This window comes from Brevundimonas vesicularis NBRC 12165 (genome assembly GCF_001592205.1).
GTDB lineage: Bacteria > Pseudomonadota > Alphaproteobacteria > Caulobacterales > Caulobacteraceae > Brevundimonas > Brevundimonas vesicularis.
In genome coordinates this window covers 40495-62391 of record NZ_BCWM01000012.1, presented here as the reverse complement: position 1 = coordinate 62391, position 21897 = coordinate 40495, and the positions used below count along the sequence as shown (strand labels likewise).

The 21897-nt window shown below is 66.3% G+C and carries 22 protein-coding genes; 6 read left to right on the top strand and 16 right to left on the bottom strand.

Translation table 11 applies throughout. The annotated features are described in order from the left end of the window. Positions 1–16 precede the first annotated feature (16 nt). Positions 17–802 (top strand): TraB/GumN family protein, encoded by a 786-nt coding sequence (locus BVE01S_RS11015; protein WP_066627504.1) that lies wholly within the window; start codon positions 17–19, stop codon positions 800–802. A 7-nt stretch (positions 803–809) separates the two neighbouring features. On the opposite strand, the gene argF is transcribed toward BVE01S_RS11015, so the two are convergent. The 5 genes from argF to BVE01S_RS10990 form a co-directional block, all read right to left on the bottom strand. Continuing rightward, entirely contained in the window at positions 810–1724 is a 915-nt protein-coding gene (gene argF, locus BVE01S_RS11010; protein ID WP_066627502.1) for an ornithine carbamoyltransferase, read from the bottom strand. Next, positions 1724–2917 carry an aspartate aminotransferase family protein gene (locus tag BVE01S_RS11005; RefSeq protein WP_255353562.1) on the bottom strand — a complete coding sequence of 398 codons (1194 nt, stop codon included), beginning with the start codon at positions 2915–2917 and terminating at the stop codon, positions 1724–1726. Before BVE01S_RS11005 ends, argF begins: the two co-directional genes overlap by 1 nt. A gap of 91 nt (positions 2918–3008) precedes the next feature. Continuing rightward, positions 3009–3431, bottom strand: coding sequence for a YcxB family protein (locus tag BVE01S_RS11000; protein WP_105625176.1), 423 nt, complete (start codon positions 3429–3431; stop codon positions 3009–3011). A gap of 97 nt (positions 3432–3528) precedes the next feature. Then, positions 3529–4539, bottom strand: coding sequence for a M28 family metallopeptidase (locus BVE01S_RS10995; RefSeq protein WP_066627496.1), 1011 nt, complete (start codon positions 4537–4539; stop codon positions 3529–3531). 42 nt (positions 4540–4581) lie between these two features. Then, the gene (locus tag BVE01S_RS10990; RefSeq protein WP_045810698.1) at positions 4582–5412 is read right to left on the bottom strand and encodes an ABC transporter permease; all 831 of its coding nucleotides are present in this window, start codon (positions 5410–5412) and stop codon (positions 4582–4584) included. A gap of 230 nt (positions 5413–5642) precedes the next feature. Here BVE01S_RS10990 and gcrA point away from each other — a divergent pair, with 230 nt between their 5' ends. Then, entirely contained in the window at positions 5643–6179 is a 537-nt protein-coding gene (gcrA, locus tag BVE01S_RS10985; RefSeq protein ID WP_017506617.1) for a cell cycle sigma 70 cofactor GcrA, read from the top strand. 215 nt (positions 6180–6394) lie between these two features. Here the strand turns inward: gcrA and apaG are convergent, their stop codons facing one another. Then, positions 6395–6802, bottom strand: coding sequence for a Co2+/Mg2+ efflux facilitator ApaG/CorD (gene apaG / locus BVE01S_RS10980; RefSeq protein ID WP_066627493.1), 408 nt, complete (start codon positions 6800–6802; stop codon positions 6395–6397). Positions 6803–6883: 81 nt separating this feature from the next. Between apaG and BVE01S_RS10975 the strand changes: the two genes are divergently transcribed. Then, entirely contained in the window at positions 6884–7909 is a 1026-nt protein-coding gene (locus tag BVE01S_RS10975; RefSeq protein ID WP_066627490.1) for a 2'-deoxycytidine 5'-triphosphate deaminase, read from the top strand. Positions 7910–8072: 163 nt separating this feature from the next. Here BVE01S_RS10975 and BVE01S_RS10970 read toward each other — a convergent pair whose 3' ends face one another. Both BVE01S_RS10970 and BVE01S_RS10965 read right to left on the bottom strand, forming a co-directional pair. Continuing rightward, positions 8073–9377 (bottom strand): MFS transporter, encoded by a 1305-nt coding sequence (locus BVE01S_RS10970; protein ID WP_240612147.1) that lies wholly within the window; start codon positions 9375–9377, stop codon positions 8073–8075. After that, a complete protein-coding gene (locus tag BVE01S_RS10965; protein WP_066627488.1) occupies positions 9374–9850 on the bottom strand; it encodes a cupin domain-containing protein in 477 nt (158 codons plus the stop codon). Before BVE01S_RS10965 ends, BVE01S_RS10970 begins: the two co-directional genes overlap by 4 nt. Positions 9851–9892: 42 nt before the next feature. Between BVE01S_RS10965 and dapE the strand changes: the two genes are divergently transcribed. After that, entirely contained in the window at positions 9893–11080 is a 1188-nt protein-coding gene (dapE, locus tag BVE01S_RS10960) for a succinyl-diaminopimelate desuccinylase (RefSeq protein ID WP_066627486.1), read from the top strand. Positions 11081–11274: 194 nt separating this feature from the next. Here dapE and BVE01S_RS10955 read toward each other — a convergent pair whose 3' ends face one another. Then, positions 11275–12132 (bottom strand): DUF5677 domain-containing protein, encoded by an 858-nt coding sequence (locus tag BVE01S_RS10955; protein ID WP_066627483.1) that lies wholly within the window; start codon positions 12130–12132, stop codon positions 11275–11277. Positions 12133–12207: 75 nt separating this feature from the next. Next, positions 12208–13509: an amidohydrolase gene (locus BVE01S_RS10950; protein WP_066627481.1), complete on the bottom strand. Its 1302-nt coding sequence runs from the start codon at positions 13507–13509 to the stop codon at positions 12208–12210. Positions 13510–13599: 90 nt separating this feature from the next. Between BVE01S_RS10950 and BVE01S_RS10945 the strand changes: the two genes are divergently transcribed. Together BVE01S_RS10945 and BVE01S_RS10940 are read left to right on the top strand one after the other, a co-directional pair. Further along, on the top strand, positions 13600–13956 hold the full coding sequence (locus tag BVE01S_RS10945; RefSeq protein WP_066627479.1) for a hypothetical protein: 357 nt from the start codon (positions 13600–13602) through the stop codon (positions 13954–13956). Positions 13957–14002: 46 nt separating this feature from the next. Beyond that, on the top strand, positions 14003–14443 hold the full coding sequence (locus BVE01S_RS10940; protein WP_055754401.1) for an SRPBCC domain-containing protein: 441 nt from the start codon (positions 14003–14005) through the stop codon (positions 14441–14443). Here the strand turns inward: BVE01S_RS10940 and BVE01S_RS10935 are convergent. Genes BVE01S_RS10935 through BVE01S_RS10910 form a run of 6 tightly spaced genes read right to left on the bottom strand, consistent with a single transcriptional unit; the run spans position 14440 to position 21888 of the window. Then, positions 14440–15417, bottom strand: a complete 978-nt coding sequence (locus tag BVE01S_RS10935; RefSeq protein WP_066627477.1) for a type II secretion system F family protein — start codon at positions 15415–15417, stop codon at positions 14440–14442. The genes BVE01S_RS10940 and BVE01S_RS10935 overlap by 4 nt on opposite strands. A gap of 10 nt (positions 15418–15427) precedes the next feature. After that, the gene (locus BVE01S_RS10930) at positions 15428–16405 is read right to left on the bottom strand and encodes a type II secretion system F family protein (RefSeq protein ID WP_066627475.1); all 978 of its coding nucleotides are present in this window, start codon (positions 16403–16405) and stop codon (positions 15428–15430) included. 4 nt (positions 16406–16409) lie between these two features. After that, a complete protein-coding gene (locus BVE01S_RS10925) occupies positions 16410–18077 on the bottom strand; it encodes a TadA family conjugal transfer-associated ATPase (RefSeq protein ID WP_039243986.1) in 1668 nt (555 codons plus the stop codon). 3 nt (positions 18078–18080) lie between these two features. After that, complete coding sequence (locus BVE01S_RS10920) at positions 18081–19667, bottom strand: CpaE/TadZ family protein (protein WP_066627472.1); 1587 nt, start codon at positions 19665–19667, stop codon at positions 18081–18083. Between the two features lie 2 nt (positions 19668–19669). Further along, positions 19670–20347, bottom strand: a complete 678-nt coding sequence (locus BVE01S_RS10915) for a CpaD family pilus assembly protein (protein ID WP_066627470.1) — start codon at positions 20345–20347, stop codon at positions 19670–19672. 8 nt (positions 20348–20355) lie between these two features. Next, a complete protein-coding gene (locus BVE01S_RS10910) occupies positions 20356–21888 on the bottom strand; it encodes a type II and III secretion system protein family protein (RefSeq protein ID WP_066627466.1) in 1533 nt (510 codons plus the stop codon). Positions 21889–21897 lie beyond the last annotated feature (9 nt).

Sequence of the window (21897 nt, the reverse complement as noted above, 5' to 3'; positions counted from 1 at the left end):
TCAGGGGGAAGTGAGAATGCTGGGACTGCTGAGCGCGGCCATCATGGCCTGTTCGCCGCCGGATGGGACGACCGCGCTTTTGGAGAGGCCCGAACGGGTCATCATGATCGGCGAGTTGCACGGGACGGAGGAAGCGCCGCGCGCCGTCGGCGAAATCGCCTGCGCTGCTGCGGAGCAAGGGCCCGTGGTCGTCGCACTGGAACTTGAAGACACGCTCCAATCCACTCTCGATGCGTTCATTTCACAGCCGGACGAGGCGAGCGCATTGGCCACGTTGAGCGGCAGTTCTCTTCTGAACCGCGTGCGTCAGGATGGACGCACCAGCAAGGCTCTTCTGGCTCTTTTGCAAAAAGCGCGAATGCTCAAGGCGTCGGGACGCGACATCTCGCTCCACCTTTTCCAGCCCAGCATGACCCGAGGGCAAGAACTCGATCAGGCGTGGTATGAGCTGAATATGGGCCAGCTTCTCAGCGAGGCGCGCCAGAACAGACCCGATGCGCGCGTGATCGGACTGGCGGGCAATATCCACGCGCGGAAGACCCCTCTCGCCAGATATCCGGACATAGGCATTCCCGAGACCGGCCATTTGCCCACGAGTGAGACGTTAAGCCTGAGGGTCGCCCAGCAAGGCGGCTTTGCCTGGAACTGTGGGCGGGATGCCTGCGGCGTCAATCCTTCGATCGCCAGCGATGACGACGAGGTAAGAGGCGTCATCCTGACGCCAGTAGAGGACGGCGCCTACGACGGTCTGCTGGCGCTGGGACCGTCGACAGCCTCGCCGCCGATCAGCGGCAAGGACTGAGCGTAGATCAGCCGCCGAAGCACCAGGCCAGAACGGCCTTCTGGGCGTGGATGCGGTTTTCGGCCTCGTCCCAGACCAGAGAGCGCGGCCCGTCAATGACGGCGTCGGCGACTTCCTCGCCACGGTGGGCGGGAAGGCAATGCAGGAAGACCGCTTCGGGATCGGCGAGATCCATCAGGGCTTCATCGACGCCGTAATGTTCGAACGCCGACAGGCGCGCCTCATAGTCCTGATCCCCCATGGAGACCCAGGTGTCGGTGACGACGACGTCGGCGCCCTTGACCGCCTCGCGCGGATCGCTGGTCAGGGTGACGGCGTCGCCGCCCTTGGCCAGATCGCGCAGGTCCGGGTGGTATTCCGCCGGGCAGGCGACGTTCAGATGAAAGCCGAACTTGGGCGCCGCGTGCATGAAGCTGTGGCAGACGTTGTTGCCGTCGCCGATCCAGGCGATCGTCTTGCCGGCGATCGGCCCGCGATGCTCTTCGATCGTCTGCAGATCGGCCAGGATCTGGCACGGGTGCGACCGGTCGGTCAGGCCGTTGACCACGGGCACGGTCGAGACGCGGGCGAACCGCTCGACATCCTCGTGATCGTTGGCGCGGATCATCACGGCATCGACCATGCGCGACAGCACGCGGGCGGTGTCCTCCACCGGCTCGCCGCGGCCCAACTGCATGTCGGAGGCCGTGGCGATGATGGACGAGCCGCCCAGTTGGCGGATCGCCGCGTCGAAGCTGAACCGCGTGCGGGTCGAGTTCTTTTCGAAGATCATGGCCAGGACGCGGTCCTTGCCCGGCGCATCGGCGTCGGCGCGCCCCTGGGGCCAGCCCTTGCGGGCGGCCTTGCGGGCATGGGCATCGTCCAGGATGGCGCGCAGATCCGCCGCGTCCAGCCGGTGGATGTCGAGGAAGTGCCGGACCATCAGGCCGCCAGCTTTTCGCGGGCGACCTCGCAGGCCGCTTCGAAACGGGCCACGGCTTCGCGGGCCTCGTCCAGCGTCAGGTTCAGCGGCGGCAGCAGGCGCACGCAGTTGTCGCCCCCGCCGGCGATCAGCAGCTGCTGCGTGTCGCGCGCCAGGGCCATGAACTCGCGATTGTTCGGCACCATCTTGATGCCGATCAGAAGGCCCTTGCCGCGGACGTCGGCGATCACATCGGGGAAGCGTTCCTGAAGGCCGGCGAACTGCTGCTTCAGATAGCCGGCGACCTCGTTGACGTTGTTCAGCGTCTCGGGGCTGTTGATCAGGCTAAGCGCCTTCTGGCCCACGGCCATGGCCAGAGGGTTGCCGCCGAAGGTCGAGCCGTGAACGCCGACCGTCATCCCTTTGGCCGCCTTTGCCGAGGCCAGGCAGGCGCCGATGGGGAAGCCCCCGCCCAGGGCCTTGGCCACCGCCATGATGTCCGGCGCCATGCCCGCCCATTCGTGGGCCCACAGCTTGCCGGTCCGGCCCATGCCGCACTGGACCTCGTCGAAGATGATCAGGACGCCGTGTTCGTCGCACAGGTCGCGCAGCCCCCGCAGGCATTGTTCGGGCATGGCGCGGCAGCCGCCCTCGCCCTGCACGGGCTCGACGATGATGGCGGCGGTCGTGGGGTTGGCGATGGCGGCCTTGATCGCCTCGTGGTCGCCCCACTTCAGCTGGTGGAAGCCCTGCATCGGCGGGCCGAAGCCCTCGGTATAGCTGGGGTTGGCGGCGGCGTTGATCGCGCCATAGGTCCGACCGTGGAACGAGCCGTCGAAGCCGTAGATGTCGATCCGCTCAGGCGCGCCGTTGGCCGAGTGGTATTTGCGCGCCGTCTTCAGCGCGCATTCGACGGCTTCGGTGCCCGAGTTGGTGAAGAACACCACGTCGGCGAAGCTGGATTCGCACAGGGCGTCGGCCAGCGCTTCCTGACCCGGAATGCGGAAGATGTTGGAGACGTGCCACAGCTTCTCGGCCTGGTCCTTGACCGCCTGGACCAGTTCGGGGTGGGCGTGGCCCAGGCCGTTGGTCGAGATACCGGCGACGCAGTCGAGATATTCGGTCCCGTCGGTCGCCCACAGACGCGCGCCTCGGCCGCGTTCCACTTCCAGCGGCGCGCGATTGTAGACACCCATCAGATGTTCAGTGGACACGGGACCAAGACCTCCAAAAGCGAGACGGCCCCGGCGCGAGCGCGACGGAGCCGGATCAATACGGTCAGGCGTTGTCGGACGCGCGCGGGTCTTAGTCAACACCGGCGCCGAGGACGCCCCGCGCTCGCACATCGGCGATCAAGACGCGCAACGCCTGCCGTTGATCCGTCTCCAGCACGCGCAAGGGCAGGATGAAGTTGGTGTTGGGCGAGGCTGCGAAGAGCAGCCGATCCTTCTCCTCCACCACCGCGACCAGATTGCGCCAGCCGATGCGGGTGTCGAAATCCGCCCCCGACAGCGCCAGACCGCTGTCATCGATGCGCCAGTCGGTCGGCTTCTGCGCGATCGGGGACCGGCGCGCCGCCGCCATGACCCTGTAATGCGCCAGGGCCGACAGCCCGATAAAGCCGTACAGTCCGATCAGCTGAAGACCGACGATCCAGCCGGTCCGCTCCAGGGGCAGGCCGAGGCAGACGGCGATGGTCGCCAGCATGGCGCCGCCCAGAAACAACACGGGCAGGTTCGCCCAGCGCCGGACGACGGGCCACGCCTTGAGGCCGCCCGACCTTCCTTCGGCGTCGGCTTGACGCCGCGAACCTCGATGACCGTCGTCACTCGCCGCCGGGCGTCGTCGCCGGGGCCGCCGGCGCGGTTTCGGCGGCGACGGCCGCGTCCTTGGCCTGGATTTCGACCAGCTTCTTGTCCAGGGCCAGGCCCAGGTCGGCGATGAACAGGCCGAAGCGAGCGACGTCGACGCCCTTCAGATACGACAGCTTGTCTTCGGTCGAGTGGATGCGCTGGAAGACGGGCGGGACGAAGCCCTCCTTCAAACCGTTGTCCTTGCCGCCGTTGAAGGCCAGCCACATCTGGTGGGCGCCGACCGCATCCTGGGTGCCCATCGACACGACCGGCACGCCCGCGGCCGAGAAGGCGCGGTCGTCGCTGGGCGGATAGGTCGGATAGGGCATGCAGTCGAAGCCGCGTTCGGCGCACAGGCCGCGTAGCGTCTCCAGCACGAAGGCCGATTGCGGCCCATTGTTCTCGCCATACATGACCGTCTGACCATAGGCGGCGACATCGGCGTTGATGACGGCGGCGATCCGGTCCTTGCCGTGTTTCGCCAGGAAGGCCTTGGCGCCCAGAAGGCCCAACTCTTCCTGGTCGGTGAAGACGAAGACGAAGCGGTGGGCGACCGGCTGGCCTTCCAGCGCCATGTCCAGCGTCTTGGCCGCTTCCATCATCGCCATGACCGAGCCGACGTTGTCGACAATGCCCTGCGACAGGGTTCCGTCGCGCAGCTTCACCGCGTCATAGTGGGCGGTCAGGACGATATCCTTGTCGCCCTCGCCCACGGTGACGACGACATTGGCGCCTTCCATCGGGCCGGTGGCCTGGTTGCCACCCTCGAAGGTCTGGATTTCGGGCGTGAAGCCCAGCGTCGTCAGGAAACCGACCAGGACCTGGGTCCGCTCGGCGTTGGTGGGCTTGATGAACTGGGCGGCGCCGGCGGCGATGTCGGGGCGGTCGCCGGCCTGGGGCGTCGCTTCCTGAGCGAAGGCGGGCCCAAAAGCGGATGTGGCGGCGAACAGGGCCGTGGCGGCGACGAGCGAACGAAACAGCATGAAGCGGACCTCTCGGGGGAGCGATCCGCAACAGGTAGCGATCTAGCTCTTAAGACGCCAGCCCGAGCGGAACACCAGCCAGCAGACCACGCCCATGACGGCCATCAGCACGGCCGACCCTATGACGCCGACCGTCAGATTGCTCTCGGCATGGCCGATGAAACCGTAACGGAAGCCGTCGATCAGATAGAAGAAGGGGTTGTAGCGGCTCAGCGCCCGGAACGGCTCGGGCAGGTTCTCGACCAGATAGAAGGTCCCCGACAGGAAGGTCATCGGCATGACGATGAAGTTCTGGACCGCCGACAGGTGGTCGAACTTCTCGCTCCACAGGCCCGCCAGCACCCCGGTCATGCCCATGATGAAACAGGCGGCGAGGGCGAACCAGACGATCGCGAAGATGTTGGCGATGCCCAGAGGCGCGAACGGCAGCACGCAGATCGCCGTCACCAGACCGACCGCCAGACCGCGCGTCGCGGCGCCCAGCGTAAAGCCCAGCGTCAGCTCCAGCGGGCTGAGCGGCGGGGTCAGGAAGTCGGTGGCCGTACCCATGATCTTGGCCTGGATCAGGCTGGACGAGGCGTTGGCGAAGGCATTGTTCAACATGGCCATCATGATCAGGCCGGGCGCGACGAACAGGGCGAACGGCGTGCCGTGCAGCGGCGGCCGCGCGTTCTGAAGCGCCACCACGAACACCAGCATATAAAGCAGCGTCGTGACCACCGGCGCCGCCACTGTCTGGGCGCCCACCTTCCAGAAGCGCCGCACCTCGCGCAGATACAGGGTCTGCACCCCGATCCAGTTGATCCCCGGATAGCGACGCGGCTGCGGCAGGCCGGCAGGCCGGGTGGAGATCAGATCGGGCGTATCGGTCATGGCCCGCCAGATGCGCTCGACCGCCGCGCTTCGCAAGAGATCAGGCGAGATCGTCTCGGAAACGACGGCGCCGCCTTAACCTTAACGATGATTCAATATCTGGTTTCTGTGGACAGGATGATTCGCACATCTTGCGTCCCTTAACGGCTGGTTTACGATTAGTTGTAGGTCAAGACCCCGGAGGGGGAGCCTAGACCTAGATATTGAATCCAAACTCGCTGGAGGGTGGCATGACCGCAGGCTGGACCGACGACCGCGTAGGCGCGCTAAAGAAGCTCTGGCTTGAGGGCCAGTCCGCGAGCCAGATCGCCAAACAACTGGGCGGCGGGGTCACCCGCAACGCCGTGATCGGCAAGGTGCACCGTCTGGGCCTGTCGGGCCGGGCCGCCCCGTCGCAACCGGCGCGCACCGTCGCCGCGACCTTCCGCACCGCGCGTCCGCGTCCGGCGCCGGCCGCTCCGGCGCAGCAACCTTCGGCCCCGCGCCGTCTGGAAGCCGTCCAGCCCAAGCCGGTCGAACCCGCCGCGCCCGTCCCCGCCCCGATCCCGGACCTGCCGGGCACGGCGACCGTGATGACGCTAGGCGCCCACATGTGCAAATGGCCGATCGGCGATCCGTCGTCGCGCGAGTTCAGCTTCTGCGGCCGCCGCTCGTCGGAAGGCGTCTATTGCGTCGAACACGCCCGTGTCGCCTACCAACCGCAAGTCCGTCGCGGCTCCAAAGAAAGCGGTTCCGATCTGGCCCGCAGCCTGCGTCGTTACATCTAAGGGCGCTACCGCGCTTCGCGCGACTTGAGCGCGGCGTTTCGCGCAGGGCGCGCGACTGCGCTCAAGTCGCGAGCGACCGCGTCGCGAACGTAGCGCCAAAAAGATGCTCCTTAGGGAGCCGACTTCCCCCTCGCCGGTTCGCGCAAGCGGCCGGCGAGACTTCAGGGGCGGGGCTGCGGTTCATCCGGGTTGACGCAGCCCCATCCGCCCTTGGATCAGTTCAGCACCCGCCGCGCATCGGGCGTATCCAGCGAGAACGCCGGAATCTGCGCCTCGAAACTGCGCCCGTCCGCATCCGTCATATAATAGGCGCCCACCATCGAACCGCTGTCGGTGCCCAGCGGACAGCCCGAGGCGTAGGCGTAGCTGCCGCCCGGTTCGATCACCGGCTGTTCGCCGACGACACCGGGGCCGCGCACCTCTTCGACATGGCCGCAGCCGTCGGTGATGGTCCAGCGACGCGCCATCAGCTGCACCGTCGAACCCGTCAGGTTCACGATCTCGATCTGGTAGGCCCAGACCCAGCGGCCTTCGTCTGGATCGGACTGGCCCGCCAGATAGCTGGGGCGCACCCGGATCAGGATGCCGTTCGTCTCGGCGGTATAGGCAGGACCATCGTGCATGGGCTATATGCTCGCCCCGCCGCGCGCGGGCTGCAAGCGCGACTTGGAGACAAGTCGTGAAAACCGTGTGAGACAGACGCCATGAGCTCCTTCCAAGCGCCCCGTCCCGGCATCCTGCCCGCCCAGTCCATCGAGACGTTGATCGCCGCCGGCGCCGTCACGTCCGACACGCCCTTCGACCACGACCAGGTCCAGCCAGCCAGTCTGGACCTGCGGCTGTCGGATCAGGCCTGGCGCATCCGCGCCTCCTTCCTGCCCGGCCGGCGCAAGGTCGAGGACCGCATCGCCGACGTGGCCATGCACGCCATCGAGATCACCGAGGCGGGCGTCGTGCTGGAAAAGGGCTGCGTCTACATCGTGCGCCTTCAGGAGCGGCTGAAACTGCCCCAGGGCCTGATCGCCCGCGCCAATCCGAAAAGCTCGACCGGCCGCGTCGATGTCTTCGTGCGTCTGCTGACCGATCAGGGCGCCAGCTTCGATGACGTCGCCGAAGGTTATGACGGCCCGCTCTATATGGAGGTCGCGCCCCAGACCTTCTCCATCCTGGTCCGTCCCGGCACGCGCCTGAACCAGCTGAGGCTCAAGGCCGGCGATCCGCCCAAGCTGGAGACCCGCTCGGTCGGCGTCGATCTGCAGGGCGGCGACATCGTCGGCTTCCGCGGGCGTCGCCATGCGGGCGTGGTCGATCTGGACCACATCGACGGCCACGATCCGCGCGACTTCTGGGAGCCGCTGAGCCTGCGCCGTGGCGAACTGCTGCTGGACCCGGGCGAGTTCTACATCCTGGCCTCGTCCGACGACGTCGAAATCCCGGTCGATCAGGCCGCCGAAATGACCCCCATCGATCCGTCGGTCGGCGAGTTCCGCGTCCACTACGCCGGCTTCTTCGACCCCGGCTTCGGCACCGACGAGGCGCACGGCGCGGGCTCGAAAGGCGTCTTGGAGGTCCGCACGCACGATACGCCGTTCCTGTTGGAACACGGCCAGATCGTCGCCCGCCTGGTCTATGAACCCCTGACCGAACGCCCCAGCCGCCTGTATGGCGAAAGCGGCAGCCACTATCAGAACCAGGGCCTGAAGCTGTCGAAGCATTTCAAGGCGTGGTGAGGCAGTCCTGACCGTCTCCTCCCCATCTGATGGGGAGGTGGCTCGTAGCGCAGCGGAGAGACGGAGGGGCTTTTCACCGCATCGCTAGAGCCTGCGGGACTTCAAGAGCCCCTCCACCGCTGCGCGGTCCCCCTCCCCACTTTGTGGGGAGGAGACGCGATCGTCATGTCAGCCGATCTGCCTTCCTCAGCCCCCGGAACATCGTCGCCCAGGCCCCGGTCGCGGCCAGGGCGCCGAACCCGCCGAACACCGCCGCGCCAACCGCGCCCAGCAGCCGGACCATAACGCCGGAATAGGCCTCGCCCAGTTCGTTCGAGGCGCCGATGAACAGCATGGACACCGACGACACCCGGCCGCGCATGTGATCGGGCGTGGCCAGCTGGATCAGGGTCTGGCGCACATTGACGCTGATCATGTCCGCCGCCCCGCCAATGAACAGGGCCAGGCCCGACAGCCAGACGATGCGCGACAGGCCAAAAGTGATGGTGCACAGGCCGAACACCGCCACCGCCGCGAACATCCAGCGCCCGCCGTTCTGACGGATCGGATAGCGGCTTAGGTAGATGGCCATGACCATGGCCCCCACGCCGAACGACGCCCGCAACAGGCCGAACCCTTGCGGTCCGACATGCAGGATGTCGCGCGCGAAGATGGGCGTCAGCAGGGCCACCCCCGCCAGCAGCACCACCACCAAATCCAGCGAAATGGCGCCCAGCACGATCTTGGTCTTCCACACATAGGCCAGACCCTCCTTGACCGAATCCACCGGCGACAGCGGATTGGCCTGGGGCGCAGGTCTCCCGCTGGTGCGGATCAGGATGAAGGCCGCGACGGCCAGCAGGAACATGCCTAGCGACACCGCATAGGCTAGCGGCACGTTTACCCCCACGATCACCCCGCCCAGGGCCGGGCCGGCGATGGCCCCGGTCTGAAACGCGATGGACTGAGCCGCAATGGCCGGCGGCAGAGCCTTTCGCCCCACGACCATCGGCAGGAAGGCCTGGCTGGCCGGCGCCAGAAACGCCCGCGCGGCGCCGAACAGGGCCGCGACCGCCAGCAGACCCCACAGCGGCGGGTTTCCGTGCAGGGCCATGGCCAAGAACGATCCCGCGCAGGCCGCCTCGACCAGGATCGAGATCCACACCGTGCGCTTTCTGTCGCGCCGATCCGCCATCGCCCCGGCGGGCAGGGTGAAGGCCAGCAGCGGCAGGAACTGACACAGCCCCACCAGCCCCAAATACAGGCTGGCCTCCTCGATCGGGTGATCGCGCCGGGCGATCTCATAGACCTGCCACAACAGGGCCGACGACTGAATCTGGATCGCCAGCACCGCCACCACACGGCCGAACCACAACAGGCGGAAGTCGCGAATGCCCCACGGGCTGGACGGGCCTTCTGGCCCCCCAGATGATGGAGACGGCGGAACGGGCGGGGCGGCGGAGCCGGCAGCTATGGATTCTGTGGTCACGTTCTTCTTGGGTATTTCGGATAGGGCGAGCCGTCGCGGTGGAAATAGCCGTCGACGCCGGCGTGCAGCACCATGTCGATGTCGGGATAGTCGGCGGGGGTGATCGTCGGGCTGCGTGTGCCGACTTCCAGCAGAACCGCCTCGCGGCCGGATCGGTTCTCCAGCTTATGGCCGTTCGGCACGCCGGACTTGAACCCGGCGCAGTCGCCGGCGCACAGGATCGTTTCGCCATCGTCCTCGATCAGCACCACCTCGCCCTCGAGCACCATGACGAACTCGTCCTCTTCGGCGTGCCAGTGGCGCTGGCTGGACCAGGCGCCGTCGGGCAGGCGCAGCAGGTTGACGCCGAACTGGCTCAGCCCCGCCGCATCGCCCAGCCGCCAGCGGCGACGCGGCTTGCACGGTCCGGCGTATTCCTCGGGATAGGTGGTGCCGTTCGTCGTCGGCGCGCTGTCGATGTTGATCTTGGGCATGGCTCTTCTCGCCTCCGCACGATTTCCGTAAAGCATAGCCACATGAGCCGCGCATCAACTCCCGTTATCGATCCTGTCGAACTGACTCGCGACCTGATCCGCATCCCCTCCGTCACCCCCGCCGACGAAGGGGCGATGGATGTGCTGGAACGGCATCTGACGGCGCTGGGCTTCACCTGCCGTCGCCTGGCCTTCGAGGGACCGGGGGGCGAGGGCGTCCATGCGCGGATCGAGAACCTGTATGCGCGGCGCGGCACCGCCTCGCCCAACCTCTGTTTCGCCGGCCATACGGACGTGGTCCCGACCGGCCCGTCGGATCAGTGGTCGTCGCAACCCTTCAACGCCGAGGTCAAGGACGGCGTCCTGTACGGTCGCGGCGCGGTTGACATGAAGGGCGGGATCGCCGCCTGGGTCGCCGCCGTGTCCCAGGTCATCGCAGACGGTGAACCCGCCGGCTCCCTCTCCTTTCTGATCACCGGCGACGAGGAAGGCCCCGCCCTGCACGGCACAAAACGGGTGGTCGAGGCCCTAGCCGCCGAGCGCGAGGTCATCGACGCCTGCGTCGTCGGCGAACCCTCCTCGTCGCAACAGCTGGGCGACATGATCAAGGTCGGGCGGCGCGGCTCGTTGAACACCTGGATCACCGTCCAAGGCAAACAGGGCCACGTCGCCTATCCCGAGCGCGCCGCCAACCCGGCCCCGGTGATCGCGAAGCTGATGGCCCGCCTGAACGACCACGTTCTGGATGAAGGCTACGAGAACTTTCCCCCGTCGAACCTCGAAATCACCACCATCGACATCGGCAATCCGGCGACCAACATCATCCCGGCCCAGGCGACGGCGCGGCTAAACATCCGCTTCAACCCCAGCCACACCGGCGACGCCCTGATCGACTGGCTGAACCGCGAGGCCGGGGCCATGCAGGCCGAGACCGGACTTCAGATCACCCTGGAGCACCTGTGCTCGGGCGAGGCCTTCCTGACCGAGCCGGGCGCCTTCGTGGAAGCGGTTCAGGACGCGGTCGAGGCCGTAGCGGGCCGCCGCCCCGAGGCCTCCACCACCGGCGGCACCTCCGACGCCCGCTTCATCCGCGCCCTGTGCCCGGTGCTGGAACTGGGCCTGGTCGGCCAGACCATGCACCAGATCGACGAACGCGTGCCGACGGCGGAGTTGGAGACGCTGACGGCCGTCTATCGCCGGGTGATCGAGACGGTGTTCGAGCGGCTTTAGGCCGGCTTTCGATGATCGTGTTAGGCTAGAAGGTCACTGTACTCGGTGCGCTCTAAACGCGACATCCCTAGAGTCCGATGAGAGTGGCTATCAGACATCGCCGCAGCCAACCGCCTCTCACCGTAAGAGTGCGAAGGTTCTGTCGGACGGCGGCTAGATCGGCCGCGTTCGCGATCTCTCGCACCTCAACTGGTCTAAACCATCGCCATCAATAGCCGGTCGCGCTCGGCGCGGATCCCATTCAGATGCTCTTCTGTGTCGTCCATGTCGTTGACGATGGCGAAGAAACCGAGCCCCCAGAGGTGGGCGTTGACGGTGTTCATGAGCGCGAACGGGATGCCGTCTTCATCTGGGCCGACATTGAAACCAAGAAGGCCGTCTTCGTTGACCTTTATGAACCTGTCCAAAGACGAAATCGACGGGTGCGCCGACACTGCACAAAGGGTCCGATAGTAGACGTATTGGTCGGCAAGATTGGCGCGTTCGGCCAGCTCTTTGATCCGGATTTTGTTCGGTCCCTTCGCATAAGCCGCGTCGGCTTCGGCCGCGATCTTGACGAAGTGCGCCGCCGCCTCGGGTTCCATGAGCTTGGCCAGCATCTTGGCGCGCTCGGAACTCGACTTGTGTTCTTCGGCCATGAACAGCGCCGCTGCTTCTTCCGGTTTTTTCGCGAGGTAGCCAAGCCAGAATGTGATCTCCAGGCATGTCCGCGCCAGCGTTTCGGCTTCGGCTGTCATTCCGCGTTGGGAGAGCAAGACGGCGCCTTGGAGCGACTGGTTGCTTTTCAACATAAGCCGGACCGAGATTGGCTTCGGATCGTCGCGCTTCCCATCGATGATGGCGTTGTTGACGATCTTCTGCGCCAGCCGGTTCAAGCGGTCACATAGGGCGAACCACTCAGCGTTGTTTGGGACCAGATGGTTGATCAACACCGTGGACATCGGGGAGAGAAACCCCTCTTCCAAGAACCCACGATCGACCGTCTTGTTGGCGATGTCCTGCGCCACGTCGGGCGGAAGCATATGGAGGATGCTTTCGAAGTCATCGGTCATGGCGAAGCTCACTCAGTTATCGATGGTGTGGTTGGACGTCAGGACCATCGCCTCACGCGCCATCGCTCGCCTCTTCTAGCTCCGCTCCAGGAACCGCAGCACTGTCAGCACATGCGTCTTCACCCCCAGCGGCAGAACGTTCTCGTTCGGTGAGAACTCCGGCGAGTGATTGGGCGCGGAGGTCGCGGGATCGACGCCGTCGGGACTGGCCCCGAGATGGTAGAAGACGCCGGGGATGACCTGCTGGAAATAGCTGAAGTCCTCAGCCACCGTGGTGGGGGGCGTCGCGGCGTTGACGTTCCCCTCGCCCGCCGCGTCGGTCAAAACCGGGGCCAGCCAGGCGGACAGGCCGGGGTCGTTGAACACCAGGGCGGCGTTCTGTTTGACGCCGAACTCGGCGGTGGCGCCGTAGGCCTCGGCGACGTGGTCGATGGCGGTTTCGGCGCGGGCGACCAAGGCGTCGCGCTGGGCCGTATCGAAGGTGCGCAGCGTGCCTGAAAGCGTCGCGCTATCGGGGATGATGTTGTAGCGGACGCCGGCGTTGATCGTGGCGATGGTGAAGACGGTCGGGGTGGTGGTCGGATCGACCGTGCGCGCGGTCAGGGTGTTGACCGTCTCGACCACCTGACCCGCCACCGCGATCACATCGACCCCGCGCCAGGGCCAGGCGCCGTGCGTCTGCTTGCCCTTCAGGCGGATGTCCACGCGGTCGGAGGCGGCCATGAAACCTTCCGGCCGATAGAAGACGCTGCCCGGACGGCCAGGCACGACGTGCAGGCCGAAGATGGCCTCGGGCTTGGGATCGTTCAGCGCCCCTTCGGCGATCATCAGGGCCGCCCCACCCTTGGGCTCTCCCGGCGGCGCGCCCTCCTCGGCCGGCTGGAAGACGAAGACCACCGTGCCGGCGATCCGGTCCTTCATCCCCGCCAGCACCTCGGCTGCGCCCATCAGCATGGCCATATGCATGTCGTGGCCGCAGGCGTGGGCCACCGGCACAATATTGCCCATGTATGTCCCCGTCGCGCTCGAGGCGAAGTCGAGGCCCGTCGCCTCCTGCACCGGCAGGGCGTCCATGTCGGCGCGCAGGGCCACCGTCCGGCCCGGCCGTGCGCCGCGCAGCACGCCGATCACCCCCGTCTTGCCGACCCCGGTGCGGACCTCCAGCCCCAGCGACCGCAGATGATCGGCGATCACACCGGCCGACCGTGTCTCGGCGAAGCCCAGTTCGGGGTGCTGGTGGAAGTCGCGTCGCCAGGCGACGACCTCTGGCATGACGCGCTGCACGGCGGCGTCCACGCTGGCCGTATCGACCTGAGCCTGAGCGGAGCCGGCGGCAAGCAGCAGCGCCATTGTGGAGGCGGCGAACAATCGGCGCATGTGAAGGTCCCGTGAAATTTTCAGCCCGACGACAGGTGACGGCGCCGCACCCGCTTGTGCAAGCCGTCGCGAACGCCGATTTCTGTCCGCATGGGTGAGAAGGCCTTCAAGAGCGCAAAGACCGAATGGCGCGACGTCGTTCTGGTCTGCCGCAAATGTTCGAAAAAGCTGGACGGCGGCTTCGGTCCCGGCGGCGATCTGACGCTGAAGAAGGCGCTGCGCAAATATCTGCACCTGAAGAAGGGCAAACAGGGTCGCAAGGGCGAGCTGACGGTCGTCGGCGCCGACTGTTTCGACATCTGTCCAAAGGGCGCCGTCGTCGCCGTCAACACGGCCCAACCCAAGAAGCTGCTGATCATTCCGGCCGGCGCCGATCTGTTCGAGGTGAAGACGCGGCTGGCGTTGGATGACGGACGGCGGTTGAAGCGGGTCGACGCCGCCGACTGAGGCTCGGCGCCTTTCTTCCGGCGGCCAGCCGTGTCAGAGCGAAACCATGGATGACACTCGCATCGAAAAACGCGTCGGCGTTCAGGCGACCTCGGACCGCATCTGGGACCTGGTCGCGGACCTGTCCGGCTGGGGCGCCTGGAACCCGATCGACAAGGACGTCGAGGGCGCCATCGCCTATGGCGGCCGTCTGACCATGACCGAGGCGTGGCCCGACATGGCCGAACGCCAGTCGGCGGCCCAGGTGGTGGAATGGCAGCCGCGCGCGCGTCTGGTCTGGGCCGAACGGCGCGGCTTCCTGTTTCAAAGCCTGCGCTATATCCAGATCGAGGAGCTGGCGCCCGGCAACTGCATCGTCGCCATCGGCATCCGCTTTTCAGGCATTCGCGGCGAGCTGTTCCACGACAAGCACCGCCCGGCGATGAAGAAGGCCCTGGAAAGCGCCGCCGAGGGTCTGAAGGCGGCGGCGGAAGCTGGAGCGGCTTAACCGCCCTTCATCATGTCCATGACGTTCAGGATCGCTGGTCCCAGAATGACGACGAACAGCACCGGCAGGAAGAACAGGATCATCGGCACGGTCAGCTTGGCCGGCAAGGCCGCCGCCTTCTTCTCCGCGGCGGACATGCGCAACTCGCGATTTTCCTTGGCCATCACGCGCAGAGCGGTCGCCAGCGGCGTGCCATAGGTTTCAGCCTGCGTCATGGCGGTGGCCACCGACTTCACGCCCGGGTGGTTGGTGCGCTTGCCCAGGTTTTCGTAGGCCATGCGACGGTCCGGAAGATACGACAGCTCGGCGGACAGCAGCGACAATTCCTCGGCCAGATCGATCGACGAAGGCCCCATTTCCTGACTGACCTTGGCGATCGCCGCCTCGATCGACATGCCGGCTTCGACGCAGATGAGCAGCAGGTCGAGCGCATCAGGAAACGCCTGCATGATCGAGGTGCGGCGCTTGTCGATCCTGTTCTTGAGATAGAGGTTCGGCGCATAGAAGCCGGCCACCGCTGCCGCCATCGTGGCCGTCAACTTATTCATCGTGGGCCAGTCCACGACCTTGAGAATGAACAGGTAGAAGGCCGCCACCACCATGAAGATGAAGGGCGAGGCGAAGCGGAAGAAGTAGAAGGTCGTCAGCGGACGCGGCCCGCGATAACCGGCCTGCACCATCTGACCCGCGACCTTGGGATCCTCCAGCAGCTTGCTGAGGTTCAGCCGATCGACGATCCGCTTCTTGAAGCCGTCATCAGTGTGACGCAGCGCGCCCTGACCACCGGCCATGTTCGCCCGCGACCGGCGTTTCAGGTCGTCACGGCGTTCCGCGACAGCCTTCATCCGCTTGTCCAGCGCGACCCCGCCCGTCATCGACGACATCAGGGTGATGACGGTGGCGAAGACCAGCACGCCCACGCCGATGCTGAGCAGGTTCTGCGGATCGGTGATGAAGCGGATGAAGCTTTCCATGACCCCGGCCTCAGAACTTGAACGAGATCATGCGCTTCATCACGAAGATGCCGGTCGACATCAGGACGGCCGCGATCAGCAAGAGGAAGTTGCCGCGGAAGTCGGTGAACAGCGGCATCATGTAGCCAGGCGTCGTGAACATGACCATCGTCATGACCGCAGGCGGCAGGGAGGCGATGATGCCCGCCGAGGCCAGGGCTTCGGACGACAACGCCTTGATCTTTTCGCCCATCATCCGACGGGCGCGCAGCACGGCAGACAGATTGCCCAGCGCCTCGGCCAGGTTGCCGCCGGTCTTCTGCTGGATGGCGATGACGATGGTGAAGAAGCGCAGTTCGGACGTCGGCATCCGGCCGTACATCTTCTCCAGCGCCTGCTCCAGAGTCAGGCCGACGCCCAGGCCCTCGACCAGCGTCTGAAACTCTGGTCCCAGCGGCGCCGGGCTTTCGCGAGCGATGATTTTGAAACACTCGTGGACCGGCAGGCCCGACTTGATGCCGCGCACGATCACGTCGACGGCGTTGGGGAACTCCAGCGAGAACTTCTTCATCCGCGACTTGCCGAGGAAGCCCACGACCCAACGCGGCAGGCCAAGACCGAAGATCAGCGCGATGCCTACAACCACCAGGATCGGCAAACCGAAGATCAGCGCGCCCAGGCCGGTCGCGAGCCCGACCACGGCTGAGATGATGTAGAAGGTCGTCACCCTCAGGCTCAGCCCCGCCTGTTTCAGCCGCGACGCCAGGGTCGTGCGCGCCTTGCGCTCGCGGCGGTCGGCATCCTGAAGCTGAACCAGAATCTGCTTGCGGCGCGCCTCGGGCGTATTAGCGGCGGCCGCCTTGCGGGCGATCGCGGCGCTCTTCTTGGGTTCGCCCAAGCTTTGCGCGCGCTTGACGGCCTGAGCCGAGGAATCGTCTCCCCCGACGAAGACCCAGCCCAGTCCGCCGATGGTGATGAAAGCCAGAACGGCGGCGAGAATCGGAAGCATCGTCCTACTCCGCCGCGTCCAGGGCGTCGGCCAGCTCGCGCTCCAGCCCGTAGTATCGGGCGCGGTCCCAGAAGCGGGGACGGGCGATGCCGGTCGAGCGATGACGGCCGATGATCTTGCCGTTCTCGTCCTCGCCAGTGATGTCGTAGACAAACAGGTCCTGCGTCACGATCACATCGCCTTCCAGGCCCACGACCTCGGTGATGTGAGTGATGCGGCGCGAACCGTCGCGCAGACGGGCGGCCTGGATAATGACGTCAACCGAGCCGACGATCATTTCGCGGATCGTCTTGGACGGCAGGCCGTAGCCGCCCATGGTGATCATGGACTCCATCCGGCTGATGGCTTCGCGCGGGCTGTTGGCGTGCAGCGTGCCCATGGACCCGTCGTGGCCCGTGTTCATGGCCTGCAACAGGTCGAACGCCTCGGGTCCGCGCACCTCGCCGACGATGATCCGCTCGGGACGCATCCGCAGACAGTTCTTGACCAGATCCCGCATCGTGATCGTGCCCTGGCCTTCCAGGTTCGGCGGGCGGGTTTCCAGACGCACGACGTGCGGCTGCTGCAGTTGCAGTTCGGCGGCGTCCTCGCAGGTGATGACGCGCTCGGTCGGGTCGATGAAGGCCGTCAGGGTGTTCAGCAGCGTCGTCTTGCCCGAACCGGTGCCGCCCGAGATGACCAGATTGCATCGTGACGCGCCGATGACGCCAAGGACGCGCGCGCCCTCGGGACTGATGGAGGCGTACTCCACCAGATTCTTCATCGTCAGCTTGTCCTTCTTGAACTTCCGGATCGTCAGCGTCGGACCGTCGATGGCCAGCGGCGGAGCAATGACGTTGACGCGAGAACCGTCCGGCAAGCGGGCGTCGCAGATGGGGCTCGACTCGTCCACGCGGCGGCCGACCTGGCTCACGATCCGCTGGCAGATGTTCATCAGCTGGGTATTGTCGCGGAAACGGACATTGGTCAGCTGGACCTTGCCCGCGACCTCGATGAAGACGCGGCCCGCACCATTGACCATGATGTCGGCGATGTCGTCGCGGCTCAGCAGCGGCTCAAGCGGACCATAGCCCAGAACGTCGTTGACGATGTCCTGGACCAGATGCTCCTGCTCGGCGACCGACATGGAGACGTTCTTGATCGCCACCAGTTCGGCGACGATGTCGCGGATCTCTTCCGACGCCGCCTTCTGGTCCAGATGCGCCAGTTGGGCCAGGTCGATGGTGTTCATCAGCGCATTGAAGATCGTCGTCTTCGTGGCGTGATAGTAGTCGCTCTGTTCCCGGACGATCTCGGCGACCGCCTGGGCCTTTTTCAGCTGTTCAAGACCCGCCGTGGCCTTCGGACCTGTGCCGGCGACATTGCCGGTGGGACGCGGTGCCTCAGGCGCCGGCTTGGGCTTGGGACGTGAGGCCAGGGCGTCCAGACGATCGGCCGGCGCGGGCTGCGTGGGCGCAGACGCGCGGTCGAAGGCGTCGGCCGCCGGCTCCAGATCCTCGTCCGCATAGGCAAAGGCCGATGCGTTAGTCGTCGCCGCCATAGGCGCGGCGGCCGCCTGCATGCTGAACACGGACACAGGTTCGCCGCCGGGCGCGGACGCCGGCGCGGGGGCCGGGGCCGGCCGCAGGGGCGCAGGGGCGGCGCCGGGCTGACCTGTGCGTTTGCCGAACATCCGTCAGCGCTTCTTGAACATATTGGCGAAAAGGGATTTCGACGCCCCATCGGCCGGCTTTGTCTTCTCGGCCTTGCCAGCCTTTGCCGGCTTGGCCTTGGGGCCCGCCACCATCGGCAGTTCGCGGCGCGACACGATCTGGGCCAGGGTCTGGAAGGCTTCGGCCGACTTGGTCTTCGCGCCGGCGTCCAAGATCATCTGGCCGTTGTTGGCCGCGGCGCCAAAGGTCTTGGCGTCGAACGGAATGATCAGGCTGGGATGCACGCCGAGCGCCGCGCCGAAGTCCTTGGCTGGAATTTCCGGGCGTCCCGGCACGCCGACCTGGTTCAGCACCAGGCGCGGGGGTGCGTCATTGGGGCGGCCCTGACGGATCAGGTCGATCATGTTCTTGGCGTTGCGCAGGGACGCCAGGTCCGGCGTCGCCACGACCACCACCTCGTCGGCGCTGATCAGGGTGCGGCGCATCCACGGCGACCACAGGTGCGGAAGGTCCAGCACGACGAAGGGCGCCGTGGCCCGGATCTGGTTGGTGACCTCCTCGAACGCCTCGGTCGAGATGTCCCAGTCCGTGTCGAGACTGGCGGGCGCCGCAAACAGGCTCAGCTTGTCGGTGCAGCGGACCATCATCCGGTCCAGCAGCGTTGAATCCAGCCGATCGGGCTGGCCCAGGGCGTCGGCGACGCCGTTCAGCGGGTCCTGGTTGAAATCCAGGCCGGCGGTGCCGAACGGCAGGTCATAGTCAACGATCACCGTATTGGCGCCGATCCGCTCGGAAATCGCATAGGCGGTGTTGTGCGCCACGGCCGAGGCCCCCGCCCCGCCCCGCGCCCCGACGAAGGCGATGGTGCGACCCACGAAGGGCTGGGCCGGGTCGTTGAACAGGCCGCCGATGGCCGCGATCAGCTGCAGCGGCTGCAAGGGCGCGACCAGATATTCACTGACCCCGCGCCGCATCAGCTCGCGGAACAGGATGATGTCGTTCGTCGCGCCGATCACCACGACCTTGGTGCCGGCGTCGCAGACCTCGGCCAGCTGATCGACTTCCCACAGCAGGGTCTGGGGGTCTTTCAGGCACTCGACGATGATCAGCGGCGGTGTCGGCTCATGCTGATAGGTCTCGACGGCCGCAGCGACGCCGCCGACTCGGATCTGGGTCGTGGCGCGCGACAGGCGACGGTCCTGGGCCGCACGCTCGGCCGAGGCGAGGGTGTCCTGGCGCTCGGCGAAGACATGGATGGCGATGCGCGGCACCGACACTTCACCGATGTTGCTGGCGGGGGCCAGACCGGTGAAGGCCAGACCCGTATCCATCAGGCTGGCCTGGGCCTGGGCGACCACGTCACCGACCGGATTGAAGCCGGCGGCGTCGGGCGCATAGGCCGGGGCGGCCGGGACCGGCGCCAGAGGCGCGGCCTGAAGCGGCGATTGGGGCTGAGGCGCCGCTCCGGCCGGCATCGCCGACGCCGCAGGCGTGAACTGAAGCGGGCTGCGCGGCGCGGCGACGTCGTCAACCGGAGGCGCGAACTCCATATCGACATCGAACGCGTCGTCGAAGGTATCGAACTCGCGAGGGGCTGGGGCTGTGCTCATGATCAGTTCACCGCACGGGACACGGCGGTATCCCGGATCAGGTCTTCGCGCTCGGCCGATGTCGGCTTGCCGCCGCGATAGGCATCGAACACTACAGTTCGGCGCCCGGCGTCCGCCGGCGTCATGGTGCGTGGCCGCTGGATGTCGCGTGGATCCTCGATCTGGGCCGCCAGATTGGCCGTCACGGCGCATCCGAAGTTGGATGACGACCGATTGTCGCCGGTCCGGCTCAGATTGCCCCAGGCGGTTCCGCACTGCGGCACGGCGGCGCGGATCGTCTGATAGCCGACGACCACGGGCGCGCGCGGATCCGGCGCGGCGTAGCTGACCACGGTGATGCGCTCTGGCGAGACACCATAGGCCGCCAAGGCCGATTGGATGTCATAGGCGGTCTTCAGGGCCACCGGGTCGTTTCCGGCCGGGGCCTCGATGACCATCGGCACGGTGCCGACGTAGCGATAGCGCCCGACCAGCTCTTGCAGCGCGCCGTTCTGCGCCGGCGACAGGCCGCTGTCGTGAACCGCGAGGGCGATCCGATCCAGATTCGGCTCGACCTGGAGCTGATAACGCGAGGTCGGCGTCAACGGCGGCTCGCCGCCCAAGCTGGCGGGGCCGCCGACACAGGCGCCCAGCGCCAGGGCCGTGGTCGTCAGAAGTGTGACAATCAGGGTGCGAGTCATGGATGTGCTCACTCGATCACATAGCCGACCGAACCGGCCGGGGGCGCATTCGGCAACCCATAGACCTGGTTCAACTGGCCAAAGAGGATGGTCTGGCTGTCCTCGGCGATTCGCAGGCCATCGGCCGGCGTTTGCATCCGATCAGGCGACGTCGGGCTGACGATATAGGGCTCGACGATGACCACCAGTTCGGTCTCGCCCATCAGATAATCGCGCGACCGGAACAGCGATCCCAGCACCGGCAGGTTCGTGACACCCGGCAAAGAGTCTACAGTCTGGCGGCTGTTTTCCTGAAGCAGGCCGGCGATCATCATCGATCCGCCCGAGGGGATTTCGATGGTGTTCTCGCTGCGGCGAACCGTCAGGCCCGGCAGGGTGATCGATGAAGCCGTCCCCGCGCCGATCGTCAGGCCGCCTTGCGACGACAGTTCGGACACCTCGACCTTGACCTGCAGGCTGATGCGACCGCCCGACAATACGACCGGTCGAAACGACAGCCCCACCCCATAGGGTTTGTACTGAACGGTGATCTGACCCTGCGAATCGCGGCTGGCCGGCACGGGGAACTCGCCCCCGGCTAGGAAGCTTGCGGCTTCACCGTTGACTGAAGTCAGGTTCGGCTCTGCCAGAGTACGCAGCAGACCCACGCGCTCGAAGGCCTTTAGCGTCGCTTCGCCCTTGTTCAGATTATCTGAACCTGGTCCGGTGCCGGGTTGCGCCGTGTCCCAGTTGGAGGCGTCATCCGGGCCGTTGACGGTGAAATTACAGAGCGTGCCGGCCGGGAACGCCCCGCCGCAGGGTCGCTGCAACTGATAGTTTTTGGTCGTATCGATCGAAGTTCCGGCGCTGACGCCGCCCAACAGGGCGCCGTTGACGCCCCACGTTGCGGCATTGCCGAGCAACCATTGGGCGTCGCCCAATCGGCCCAGCACCGCCGACGTATTGAAGCCCAGTTGTTTGATGACGTTGCGTTGAACCTCGACCACGCGAACCTTTAAGGTCACCTGATCCGAGCCCGGAACGGTGATCAGGTTCAGAACCTTCTCGGGCGCCGAAACGAAGGCGGCGGCGATGCGGCTGGCCTGCGTCGATTGCGCAGGATTTTCGGCGACCCCGCTCAGGATGATGCTGTCGTTGACGGCCTCGGCCCTAACGCCGCCCCCTGGGATCATGCGATCCAGAGTGTCCTGAAGCGCGCTGGTGCCGGCGTCCACCCGAACCCGCAGACTCAGGATGGTGCGGCCTGCCGCGTCCAAGAAGACAGCGTCGGTTTCACCCGGCGCGATGCCGATGACGGTGATGCGGCGCGGCGAGTGCAGCATGGCCTCGGCCACCTGCGGATTGGAGACGATCACGTCGCGGGCGTCGGCCGGCAAATCCACCGCGAACGAGGTGCCGCGCGGCAGGTTGATCAAGCGCTGCGCCGCACCCGTCGAGACGGCGGCGCGGGTTTGGGCGACGCCGGCAGGCGCGGCGGCCAAGGTGGCCAGAAGGGCGCAGGCTGCGGCGGCGGCGGCCTTGCGCATCGTGGGTCGGCGCATCGGTTGAGT

Excerpts from the sequence above, each read along its gene's own strand:
- BVE01S_RS11015 (WP_066627504.1), top strand. The coding sequence starts at position 17 with ATGCTGGGACTGCTGAGCGCGGCCATCATGGCCTGTTCGCCGCCGGAT.
- argF (WP_066627502.1), bottom strand. The coding sequence starts at position 1,724 with ATGGTCCGGCACTTCCTCGACATCCACCGGCTGGACGCGGCGGATCTG.
- BVE01S_RS10995 (WP_066627496.1), bottom strand. The coding sequence starts at position 4,539 with ATGCTGTTTCGTTCGCTCGTCGCCGCCACGGCCCTGTTCGCCGCCACA.
- BVE01S_RS10990 (WP_045810698.1), bottom strand. The coding sequence starts at position 5,412 with ATGACCGATACGCCCGATCTGATCTCCACCCGGCCTGCCGGCCTGCCG.
- gcrA (WP_017506617.1), top strand. The coding sequence starts at position 5,643 with ATGACCGCAGGCTGGACCGACGACCGCGTAGGCGCGCTAAAGAAGCTC.
- apaG (WP_066627493.1), bottom strand. The coding sequence starts at position 6,802 with ATGCACGATGGTCCTGCCTATACCGCCGAGACGAACGGCATCCTGATC.
- BVE01S_RS10975 (WP_066627490.1), top strand. The coding sequence starts at position 6,884 with ATGAGCTCCTTCCAAGCGCCCCGTCCCGGCATCCTGCCCGCCCAGTCC.
- BVE01S_RS10965 (WP_066627488.1), bottom strand. The coding sequence starts at position 9,850 with ATGCCCAAGATCAACATCGACAGCGCGCCGACGACGAACGGCACCACC.
- dapE (WP_066627486.1), top strand. The coding sequence starts at position 9,893 with ATGAGCCGCGCATCAACTCCCGTTATCGATCCTGTCGAACTGACTCGC.
- BVE01S_RS10955 (WP_066627483.1), bottom strand. The coding sequence starts at position 12,132 with ATGACCGATGACTTCGAAAGCATCCTCCATATGCTTCCGCCCGACGTG.
- BVE01S_RS10950 (WP_066627481.1), bottom strand. The coding sequence starts at position 13,509 with ATGCGCCGATTGTTCGCCGCCTCCACAATGGCGCTGCTGCTTGCCGCC.
- BVE01S_RS10945 (WP_066627479.1), top strand. The coding sequence starts at position 13,600 with ATGGGTGAGAAGGCCTTCAAGAGCGCAAAGACCGAATGGCGCGACGTC.
- BVE01S_RS10940 (WP_055754401.1), top strand. The coding sequence starts at position 14,003 with ATGGATGACACTCGCATCGAAAAACGCGTCGGCGTTCAGGCGACCTCG.
- BVE01S_RS10935 (WP_066627477.1), bottom strand. The coding sequence starts at position 15,417 with ATGGAAAGCTTCATCCGCTTCATCACCGATCCGCAGAACCTGCTCAGC.
- BVE01S_RS10930 (WP_066627475.1), bottom strand. The coding sequence starts at position 16,405 with ATGCTTCCGATTCTCGCCGCCGTTCTGGCTTTCATCACCATCGGCGGA.
- BVE01S_RS10925 (WP_039243986.1), bottom strand. The coding sequence starts at position 18,077 with ATGTTCGGCAAACGCACAGGTCAGCCCGGCGCCGCCCCTGCGCCCCTG.
- BVE01S_RS10920 (WP_066627472.1), bottom strand. The coding sequence starts at position 19,667 with ATGAGCACAGCCCCAGCCCCTCGCGAGTTCGATACCTTCGACGACGCG.
- BVE01S_RS10915 (WP_066627470.1), bottom strand. The coding sequence starts at position 20,347 with ATGACTCGCACCCTGATTGTCACACTTCTGACGACCACGGCCCTGGCG.
- BVE01S_RS10910 (WP_066627466.1), bottom strand. The coding sequence starts at position 21,888 with ATGCGCCGACCCACGATGCGCAAGGCCGCCGCCGCCGCAGCCTGCGCC.